Raw genomic sequence first — 11,848 nt, forward strand, 5'->3', positions numbered from 1 at the left:
CCAGCCCAAGCATTTCGACTTCAGACATATCGATGTTCCTCACGTCAATCTTGTCACCTTTGACACGGGGACGGCCGGGCCTTCCCGTGGGCTCCCCGTCCCATGTGTAGAACAAGGCTGCGTCATGACGCAGGCGGCTCACAACATGGAATCCCATCTTCATTACCTTGTCGATGAAGGGTCTTTTGGAGAAGGCTGAGTCGGCGACAAGCACCTTGCAGATACGCTGTAAGGTTACCTTGTCGTCCTGCAACACCTTGGCATACCAGTCGTATAGGCTCATCTCTTTTTTCTCCTCGCCTTTTTCCAATGTGGTCTGCACAGCCTTCAGCATCATGCACTCATGCAGGTCCACGTCTATCACACCGATGCCGAGGATCTCAAGACCGTGCTTTACCGCACCTGCACAGCCCGACCAGAACGTACTAACGTATGGGGTATGATTCCCAGCCTTCTTGATGAAGCTCGGGTCTATGACGATGGCATTGCGACCCTTGCCTTGTTTGAAGGCGAAAGCACTCAGCCACATGTTCATCTCAAGCCTGTTCACGCTGCGCTCTGCCGTCTGCCGGCAGCACTGCTCACCACGATTGCCATAGCGTCCCATCTGCGTGAAATTGCATCTCCTTGGGATGACCATCAAAAGAAAAAGCATTTCCATGACGTTTGTCTGGATACTTTTGTTTAACTTTGCTCCATCTTCGGCACTGAATGCTGCTTAGCAGAGCTTCATATATCGGCTAATCAAGTTGGTTATCAGCATAAACTTTATTGTCTTTTTACATCTATAAAGTTACTGAAATTCAATGAGATAGTCGATTTTATTATGTTATATTTTGTTATTTGATCTGCTCTTTTTCAGAGACTTATCATGTTTTCTTTCTGCCACAATTTCTGTTGCCTTAGAGACGAAAGCTTCGCAAACCGCGAAAATTTAACGGACTATTGTTTAAGTGGACAGCAGTGAAACCAAATATAATTAGGAGAGCGAAGATTTAGTAAAGATTAAAGTAATATAAAAATCCCCTCTAAATCTTTCATTATAAGAAAAGTATTATGTACCTTTGTATATAGAGCTATAAGTTCTGCACACAAATCATCATTATACGGTGATATATAATGGAGTTATATGGGCATATTTATATGCCCCCTTCCAATTTCCTTATTTTGATAGAAAAAAAACATAGCACTGATTCTAACTTTGACTAATAATATTATTCTTTTATTATCTCTAACATTTCTAAAAAGTTTATATGAGTTATACGCTTTGAAGAAACGTGTCAATCCGAAATAGAGATGAATGCTAATATAAAATTCAGAAATGGCAACTTGGGAGTATACTGATATTGTAATTGATGGAAGAACTGTGAAAGCACAGGTTCCAATTATCATATCTGCAAGTAGAAGTACAGATATTCCTGCTTTCTATGCAGATTGGTTCTTTGACCGATTAGAGAAAGGATATTCCGCATGGACTAACCCCTTTAATGGTGTAAAGTCGTATGTTTCTTACGAGAATACACGCTTTATTGTGTTCTGGTCGAAGAATCCACGCCCTTTATTGCCATACTTGCCTATATTGAAGGAGCGTAATATTAAATGTTACATTCAATATACACTGAATGATTATGAGGGCTATCAGTTAGAGAAGGTTCCCCCTCTCTCCACCCGTATTGAGACCTTTAAGTTATTAGTTAAGGAATTAGGAGTTGGAAGTATTGTTTGGAGATTCGACCCAATGATTCTAACAGATGATATTTCCATAGAGACCTTACTTGATAAAGTAAAAGGTATAGGTGACTCTTTAAAGGGTTATACAGAGAAACTTGTGTTCTCGTATGCAGACATTGCGACCTACAAAAAAGTTAAATACAACTTAGAGAAAAGCGGTGTTCCCTATCATGAGTGGACCGTGGAGCAGATGCAGGAGTTTGCTGCAAAACTCTCCGAAATGAATAGAGAGCGTGGATGGAACTATCAGTTGGCAACCTGCAGTGAGAAGATTGATATTGAGAGATATGGTATTCTCCATAATCGTTGTATTGATGCAGACCTCATAACTCGCTTAGCATGGGATGATAAAAGGCTGATGGACTTTATGAAGGTAAAGGTTAAGCCAATGCCTTCCCCCTCCTTGTTTGACGATGCAGATGATTTGCTTCCTGAAGGAGCCATTCGTCTTCCTCATAATCAATACTTTATTAGTGTGCATAAGAAAGATCCTGGTCAAAGGGCTTTATGTGGTTGTATGGCAGCAAAGGATATCGGTGAGTATAACACTTGTCCACATCTTTGTGAATATTGTTATGCCAATACAACCAAGGAACGTGCTATAGAAAACTGGAAGCGACATCAACAAAATAGGAACGCAGATACAATTACAGGTAAATAATTATGTCCGACTTTATACGATTGTTTAAGGAAAAAGGTAATTTATCATTCATAGGAATGAGAGAAACTGCGGAGTCTCTCCTTCCTGTGGAGCGGGTTGAACGTGACAAACTTTACCACGATTTAGACAGGGGTAAAGGGATTTTAGACGATGAGGCCCACCTGAATATGTATTTGCATAGCTTTGGAAAGATGCACAAAGCTAAGCTTGATGTTGCATTTTATGCTATACCCAATTTTGCGCAATTACTATCAGAAGACTTTGAAATCTACGACTGGGGTTGTGGGCAAGGTACGGCAACTATATGTCTTTTAGATTATCTATCTTCTTATAAGATTGCACCAAAGTTATTGAACATTAATCTGATAGAACCATCTAAGGCTGCTGTTAAACGAGCATCAGACGTTATAGCTTGTATTAATCCTAATTATACTGTCAAGACCATCACGAAAGATTTTGATAGTCTATGTGTGGATGACTTTGAGAAATCTAATCATAGAAAGATTCATTTATTCAGTAATATCTTGGATGTAGAGGGCTTCGACTTAGCTAAATTCATCCTTCTTTTTCAACAATCGTTTAATGCAGCCAATACATTCATCTGTATTGGTCCCTATTACTCAAACTCCCGAAGGATTAGCGAGTTCATTGCTGCAACTGATCCTGACGAGATGTTTGCTATAATGGACAAGGATAGAGGAGAATGGTTAAATCAATGGACAATCTCTTTGCGTATATTTGATAAGGCATTCGAGCGTGTAGAGGCTATTAGGGATATTAGAAAACGTATTGAGGAGTCCCACAAACAAGATCAGTTCTTTGCGGGTTACGTATTGGATGCAGTAGCCGAAGAATATCAAAAAGCTCAAGAGTCTAACGAGGCAGAGAGTCTTTATCGTTCATTATCCGTATTCGATGTAAAATCAAACATTCAGTTGGGTGTATATGATAAGTGTGATGCTCAATTAGCTGTACTGGCAAATATTGTTTCTCGTGGCCTTCCGACGAAAGCTCCTTTATTTGTAGAGGACACGTTCTCAAACTTATTTGGTATCTCACAAAAACCTGTAGAAGGGGCGATACTTAATTATGAATCAACTCATTCTATTTCTTCTCAACAAATCTATGAAGCCTTACACATTATAGACCCACGTTTTAATGCTGAATACTACAATGGGGATATGTTGGAAAGTAGCTTTGAAAAAGGCTTCATAGAGCATACCTTAAAGAATAGTGAAAACGAGTATTTGATACAGGTTCTTGAACCTCATCGTCCTCTTTCGACAATTGTTGACATTCCTGACAGCAACTTTCACAAAGAACAATGTGTGGACTTTGCTATGAATATACCGTATGATAACCCTCGTACAGGCTTTATAATAGAGAAAGGCGGTAAGCTCTATCACAGTAATATCTTCCAACGGCATCGTGATGAACAGCAGGGCGAAGAATCTACAACACAAGGCGAGAGGACATACAACATAAAAGAGTTGAAGGCTAATTCTTTCCTTCACAGCTGGAGAGAAGAGGAATCAACGAGGCAGTATCTGCAGATATTAGAGGCAAATTGCAAGAAAGAGTTATCTGGGACGTGGAATGAAACCTTACAGATTGTGCTTTGTCCGTTGGCAATAGCAAGACTTGAACGAGTCTTGATAGAGGCTTTAATGGCAGGATGTCTTAAGAAAGGCGCTAAAGAGTGGAATGTTGCTGTCGTAGAACGCGACCTACCTTGTGCAGCGATAGCCGTAGAGGTTCTACAAGAAAAGATTAGGAACATCTATTCTCTATCAGGGAAAAGCAATCCTTTGCCCAGCATTAATCTTTGTGTTGTCTCTACTGCTGAATTTGCTGAGTCACCCTTACACTTGGAGCAGACGGTTAATTTGGAGATACCCCACAAACATTTTGATGTTTGCGTGGATATCTCTATGTTATTGCGTGATAATATTGATGCCCTTCCACTTACTATCAAGGCTGATGCTGTTTATATCGTTCGTTCTTCTCACTATCAGAAGAGACATCGAACTATCTGTTCTGCAAAGAACATTCAATATCCTCCGTTGGTGGTTAAAGATACTACTGGTAAATATGTTAACATACCAGAACGCGAAAATGTCTTGACTTATTTCCTACGTGACATATTCCGTAAACCTTCCTTCCGACCTGGCCAGTTGCCGATTATCAGTCATTCTTTGGCAGACAAAACGACTATCGGACTACTTCCTACGGGTGGTGGAAAATCTCTGACTTATCAGATTTCATGTATATTACAACCCGGTGTATCGATTATAGTTGACCCATTAGTATCATTGATGGTCGACCAAGTCAGGGGCTTACGCAGTGTTAGAATAGATGCCTGCGAATGCGTTAACAGTGGTATGAGTAGTAGGGAAAAAGCCGATAAGCTGAATATGTTGCAGCGGGGAGCCGTACTATTTATGTTGCTATCTCCTGAGCGGTTTATGATGCCAAACTTCCGAGAAAGTTTAGTTTCTATGACCGAGAAGAACCATGTCTATTTCTCTTATGGTATCATTGACGAGGTGCATTGTGTCTCAGAGTGGGGTCATGACTTCCGCACATCCTATCTTCATTTGGGCAGGAACATGATTAACTTCATGCACACAAAGTCTAAACGCCCGTTGTCTATCATCGGACTTACTGCAACGGCCTCTTTTGATGTGTTAGCCGATGTCGAACGGGAACTTACTTTAGGGGGTAATCTGACAATTGACAGCGAAGCGATTGTCCGACCAGAGAATGACGCACGCCCTGAATTGACCTATCGTATCATAGAGGTAAAAGCAAACTTTGACTCGATAAAAGAAGATGGAAACCCTTACTTACTGAATGCCAGTGTTAATGAGTGGAAACTCAGAGATGTCGTTGCCGACGCTAAGATAAAAGAGATGTCTGTGCTTCTCGATACCATACCTTCGCAACTTGAGGAAATGAACAGACACAACGCAGAATGTGCGCTGGAGTGTTTCGATAAAGAGAGTTTCTATAATTCCGACGAAGAAAACAAATACCCTTATGCAGGAATCATTTTCTGTCCTCATGCTAAAGGAACCTTTGGAGTAAACGATAATGATTGGGGGACTCGAGCAGGTATCTCTACTGTCCTAAAGTCAAAAAAGAAGAAGTTAAAGATTGGTACTTTCGTGGGGGGTGACAAACCTTCTGGAGCTATGGCGTCATTCAATAATAATGACATGAATGTAATGGTAGCCACAAAGGCCTTTGGTATGGGTATTGACAAACCAAACATCCGCTTTACCATTAACGTAAACCATCCTTCGTCCATAGAAAGTTATGTCCAAGAAGCCGGACGTGGGGGGCGCGACAAGAAGAATGCTATTTCTTATATTCTTTACGAGCCTACGGAATTTATCCATCTGACCATGGATAAAATAAATGACATCCGATTCTATATGGGAGAGGATGACCCTCGTTGGCTTTGGAATTATAATAATCGATATGTTCTGTCCGATGATTTCCCTTCCTTTTGTAAGGAGGCAGGGGGAACGGACGAACAGGTTAAGAAGCTTGTCGACATAATTCATAGGAATGGTTATCTTGAGAATGTTGATAAAGGCATCGACCTGTGGTTCCATAATAATTCATTCAGAGGCTTGTTGAAGGAGAAAGTTATTCTCCATGAACTGACTGATCGCATCTTGAATATAAAGCCAACTTATGTCGTGGAGATACAAGGGAAGCTACGTGAAATCATGGGTAATGACGACATCTGCTTGAAGGTTAATCCGAAGAAAGATACTATCACTATTTTCTCTAAGGAAGATAGTAAAAGACAGTATGGCTATGTCTTCTTGAATTCGTTGCGTCCGTCCTACAATTATGTTGGGTTTGAATATGGCGTATGTGTAAACGTTACAAATGCACTTATTAATATTCTTTCAACTTACTCAGACCATTCAGCAACAGGACTTCTCACTCCATTGGAGGGGGGAAGTAACCTAATGGCTGGTATTTACCACGCTATGTCTCAGGCTGACAAAGATGGGTATGTCTATGTAACGGTATCATGGGAAAATCAAATAAAACAATCCCCAGACAATTTCGATGCAATGTTGAAAACCGAAATTACAAATATTGCTAAGAAGCAAAACTGGAAAGACATAGATGAAAACAGATATGGAGCACTACAAACAAATAAGATAGGAGACTTCAACGATTTGCTTACGCAGATTGCAAAATGTTCCAACGATCCAAGATGGTTATGTTATCATGCTGACAAGGCTACATATCAGAAACTAAAATTTATCTTTTACCAGAAACGAGACAAAGACGATACCGATAAGGCTATCTATCGACTTTGTTGTATAGGACTGGTGGAGGACGTTACCATTGACTATCTTTCAGAAACCTATGAGCTTAAGATACGTAACCGTTCAGACCAAGAGTTCCGGCAGTGTATGCTCGATTTCTTCATGAAATATTACTCTTCGGAGCAAGCTGAGAAGAAGGTCGCTGAGATTGATAATCAGAATGGACGTAACTACCTCGATAAGTGTTTAGGCTATCTGACGGCTTTTGTCTATACTAACTTGGAGAAGAAACGTTATCGTGCCATTGATGATATGCGTATTGCCTGCGAAGATAGTATCACCGAGAGACATAATAGTGGCAATGATGAATGGCTGAAGGAGTTCATTCATCTGTACTTTAACTCTAAATATGCACGCAAAGGCTACAAGTTTGGGAATAGGCATTATTCGCTTATGGAAGATACTGACGAACAGGGACTGGATGGCTTTGACGTCGTAGAGAAATATATACGGGCCATGACGGCAGATGGCTCTGGCAGTGAGGTCGATAATGTCAAACACCTCTATGGTGCAACATTACTTTGCCTGCGTGCTCATCCTGAAAATGCTGCACTGCAGTTATTGCTTACCTATTGTATCACATTCCTTGGTGCTGGAAACAATGAAACACTAAAATCAACGGCCTATAACAGTTATATTGAAGGGTTTATGACGCTTTACAGAAACATAGGGAATGATATGTGGAGCTTACTTGAAGTGTTCAATAATAAACTCCGTACAAAAGTTCACGATGCTTACATTCAAGACGAAATCTTGGATAAAGGTAAGGACTCTATTATGCTTTTCATTCATGAAGAGACTTTTAATAAGATAACGAAGAAATATTTAAATAAATAACTATGGCATACGACATAAATGTCGCATTAGAGCGACTCGAGAAGAATCTCCAAGACATCAGTTCTGCTAAGCAACAGGTTGAAGACACGGTCAACGCAAGTTCACAACTACAGAACGTTGTCAATAATTATGTTGCATCTATTAATGATGTCCTACAGGAAACATTACGCCTGAAAGAGGAAATCGGTAAGATGGGAAATCAGAAAGTAACAGAAATTAAAGAGGCTGTTACTGCTATAGAGGCCAATTGTAACACCATTATTACAGAGTTCAAGAAAGATACTTCTGACATACTTGCTGATTTTGTTTCGCAGAATAATAAGCTTGCTAAAAGTAGTGAAGTATTAAACACTTTCAAGAAGAGATTAGAACAGTCGATAGATATGTCGTCTGATTTAATTACAAAATTAGAACATACAATAGAAATAACAACTGCATTAAAGACCAAGCAGGACAAGATTTCTACAGATGTCCTTTCCATCCATAATAGCCTGAAAGAAAGTTCAGAAAGTATTTCCAAGCAGTGTGATCACCTTTCACAGAGGGTAGATGCCAGTAGGACTATGCTCGCTGATGCTATGAGTAAGGAGTTTCGCAGACTCTTTATTCAAACAGAAGATATCAAAAGGAATATAAGTAAAAACGAGAATGCCATAGAGAAATTAGGGAAGCAGATCGCTGACCAGTATGCGGCGAACCGCAAGAGTATCCTAATTAATCGCTGGTTAATATTGATTGCTATTCTTGCCCCATTTGCCTTAAAGGTCATCAGATTTATTATTCATAAGTTCTGAGAGTGCTTGCTGTCATCACAGATGCCGCTACATGTAAACGCATTAGCGCTGACTGTAATACTCTTCATGATGGGCCCTCACAACAAAAGGCGGCTGCGTCCGAAATACTATTAGTGTTCTGCAGGTAGAAGAAGGGGCCTTTCTGCATTTGAGAACATGCCCTTCATGCATCGAAAAGACGCCCTTCTTGAAGCAAGATAGGCATGTTCTCGAATGGTATGTGTAATAGTCTGATTTCTTGTGGGTTATAATTTTGAAACTATAGAGTAAAGTACGAATATGCTTACATGAGAAAACGTGACAAAAGAAAGTATGCTAAGGATATGGCCTAAATGGTTGTTAAGATACTTATGCCGTATAAAAAGTATATTAAAACAATGACGACAGATAACGCTACTAAACGTTGCTTGTCATGAAAAAATAACCAAGGTGACAATACACGAAAGTCTACATCGTAGGCAGTTAAGCCTCAAAGCAAAAAGGAGCTATTGTAAACGAGAATAGACTTATCTGATAGTATATAGCTTAAGGAAATTGTTTTAAAGAATATTTACATCAGAAATGAGAAAAATCATGTACCTGATTAACATGACACTAAGAAAATTTTTTGAAGTTTGTATTACCAATTCAATGCTTTTATAAAAAGAACACTTAAATTTGCACTTACTTGTTGAATCTGCCAATAGGGTCTTTGCCTAAAAGTACAATTGAACTATTTGATGACCGGTATGGCATTAAGAATAGGAAAAAAGTGTTTTTTTGTGGATGTATGAAAAGTAATAACATAGTTAACAATAACACCTAAGCTTATCTGTGTGAATAGTGCAACGTAAATCCGAATGAAGCAATCGCCTTGGCAAATTATTAAAAGTACAGGTACAAGCCTTATACCGAAATACAGTATGATGGAGGTCAATAAAATAGTTGAAGAGTGCTACAGTAGACTACCCTATAAATGGAAAAGCCGTCCTTGGGGGTTGACTGACCATGGAAGAAAGGTACTTCAAACAGAAACGGAACTTGATGGATATCTTGCTGCCTATGGTGAAATGCATATCGTTAAGCGTAGGGTGGCCTTGCAGAATTTCCCATGTAGGAATGCGAATGATGAGATTAGAAGTCATAACTTCGAGATTTTTGATTGGGGCTGTGGCCAAGGTATAGCTACTCTCACCCTCCTTGAATTTCTGAGAGAACGCAATCTTCTCGGTCGGTTGAACGGCATTACGCTAATTGAACCCTCTAACATGGCACTTGAAAGGGCGAAAAAATGGGTAGCTCAAAATGCAGGACCAGGTGTAAAGGTTAAGGCTGTAGAGAAACTTATCCCTGCTGATATTGAAGGACACATGGATGAGGTCGATTGTACTTCTGCAGTGAGTATTAATCTTTTCTCCAATATTTTGGACATACGTAGTATCAGCCTTCAGTGGTTAGCTCACAAAACGGCTTCATTAGCCAATGTAAACTACATGATTTGTATTGGACCGAAGTTCTCAAAGAATACTCGTATCCAGGATTTCTGTGGCTACTTTAATCCTTCTTCCTATTTTTCCTGTATTGATTCATATTGTTATGGTTATACGCAGAAGACTAATCATCCCTATGGTTGTGAGACAAGATGTTTTGTACATCATAGGAAGGAGCAACTGAATGATGGCTATGTTGAGATTGCCAGCGATACCAGACAGAGTGATGATTATGAATATTCAGTTGAATGTCTTAGAGGTATAGTGGAGGACAAAGCACTATATTTCTTTAATAAAGTAAAGAGTGAATGCGCTGCCCTTTTTAATGTTTTCGTTCGCCCTTCCATTGGTGTAGATACGACTGATGTCCTAATGACGAGTGCAAGTCGTGGCATTGTATTGGTTAATATATGCCACGATATATCCATATTAGAGGATGATTTCAAATATGTCGAAAACATTAAGAGTTATATTTTCAATACCCACCTTAAAACAATCAAGGTAGATTCGATAATAAACAAAAGTGTTTATGGCTGCGTTAAAACGGCTCTTTATTTCCCTAATGCGAGTAAAAAGGAAGTTGCAGATAAAATTGAAGATATAAAGAAGGACACTCAAAGTGCAGGTCGTGGCTATGAGTTTCTTATCAAATTATTTCCATCAGATAATTTTAGTGATGTCTTTGAAAAGACTCATGCTTACGGTCTGAGACATGATTACATTGAAGAATTGGTCGGGATTATCGTTGGACATTGGCATCCTTATACAGAAGGTGACACTAACTTCCGTCTTACTGACAGACAGAAAAGCATTGTGAGGAGTGATAACAACCGCCTTCGTGTAAAGGGCGTGGCAGGATGTGGCAAAACGCAAACAGTTGCTAATAGAGCTGTTGAAAAACATTTGCAGACAGGAGATAAAGTCTTAATACTAACCTTTAATATATCTTTGATACAATATGTCAGGATGAGGATAAATCAAGTGCCAGCCGATTTCTCTACATCTAAGTTCGAGATAGCAAACTATCATCAGTTTTTTATCTCTATGGCAAATAGATACTCTGGCAGAATGTTTAATCTTTCAGATTTTGATGACCCTAATTATTTTGCATCGTGTGCTGAGAAGATAAAAAGATATAAGACTATCATCATTGACGAGGTGCAGGATTTCAAAACCGAATGGCTGGCTTCTATCATCACGTACTTTTTGGCACCAGATGGGACGGTTTCTGTCTTTGGAGATGGTGAGCAGAATATATATGGCAGACAGATGGAGGCCGAAACAAAAATGCCTTCAATACCCACCTTCTTAGGTAGATGGAATGAGATGAGCGAAAGACTGTCTATGCGTATTATCAATACGGAGATTGCTTCTCTCTCTCATAAGTTTATGAGAGCATTCGTTGATAGTAATATCCCACCCATAAATATTCAGAAGGAATTGTTTTTTGAAACTTATTGGTTGAAATATTGGAATGTTTCAGCTGATACTAACGCTTCTCAATTATGTCAATATATAAGATGGATTTTGCAAGAATATAAACTCAATACACGTGATGTAGTTGTTATGGCCGAGTCTATCAATATACTCAGAGATATAGAAAAGCTTTATATGACTACTGGCAAAAGGTGCATGACTAATTTTGAATCTGCTGAAGAATATGGAAATCTTATACATGCACAAGCGGACCCCAACCACTTTCAAAAAGATTTGACGGAGATACGCCGTGCTGCGAAAACGCATTTCACGACAGATGCAGACGACATGAAGCTGTCAACCATACATAGTTTCAAAGGTTGGGAGTCCGAATCTGTTATCCTTATCTTACAACCAGAAATGTCTGGCAATGTTAGGCCTAATGGCTATTATATTCAGGAAAGGGACAATACTCCAGCTCTTATTTATACAGCTCTGACAAGGGCTAAATGTAATCTCTTTATCTTGAATCTTGGCAACACCAAATATCATTCATTCTTCCAAACAAATATCAGATAATCAATA

The 11,848-nt window shown here is 39.3% G+C and carries 5 protein-coding genes; 4 read left to right on the forward strand and 1 reads right to left on the reverse strand.

What is annotated here, in order from left to right; genetic code table 11:
• The coding region (locus HMPREF9141_RS04025) for a transposase (protein ID WP_007367214.1) at nt 1-661 on the reverse strand (661 nt) is incomplete at its 3' end.
• Nucleotides 662-1,321: 660 nt separating this feature from the next.
• Between HMPREF9141_RS04025 and HMPREF9141_RS04030 the strand changes: the two genes are divergently transcribed.
• The 4 genes from HMPREF9141_RS04030 (at nt 1,322) to HMPREF9141_RS12415 (ending at nt 11,842) form a co-directional block, all read left to right on the forward strand.
• The gene (locus HMPREF9141_RS04030) at nt 1,322-2,392 is read left to right on the forward strand and encodes a DUF1848 domain-containing protein (protein WP_007367215.1); all 1,071 of its coding nucleotides are present in this window, start codon (nt 1,322-1,324) and stop codon (nt 2,390-2,392) included.
• A 2-nt stretch (nt 2,393-2,394) separates the two neighbouring features.
• Nucleotides 2,395-7,584, forward strand: coding sequence for a DEAD/DEAH box helicase (locus HMPREF9141_RS04035; RefSeq protein ID WP_007367216.1), 5,190 nt, complete (start codon nt 2,395-2,397; stop codon nt 7,582-7,584).
• Nucleotides 7,585-7,586: 2 nt separating this feature from the next.
• A complete protein-coding gene (locus tag HMPREF9141_RS04040) occupies nt 7,587-8,378 on the forward strand; it encodes a hypothetical protein (RefSeq protein WP_007367217.1) in 792 nt (263 codons plus the stop codon).
• A 902-nt stretch (nt 8,379-9,280) separates the two neighbouring features.
• On the forward strand, nt 9,281-11,842 hold the full coding sequence (locus tag HMPREF9141_RS12415) for an AAA family ATPase (protein ID WP_169309941.1): 2,562 nt from the start codon (nt 9,281-9,283) through the stop codon (nt 11,840-11,842).
• The last annotated feature ends 6 nt before the right edge of the window (nt 11,843-11,848 follow it).

This window comes from Prevotella multiformis DSM 16608 (genome assembly GCF_000191065.1).
Taxonomy (GTDB): domain Bacteria; phylum Bacteroidota; class Bacteroidia; order Bacteroidales; family Bacteroidaceae; genus Prevotella; species Prevotella multiformis.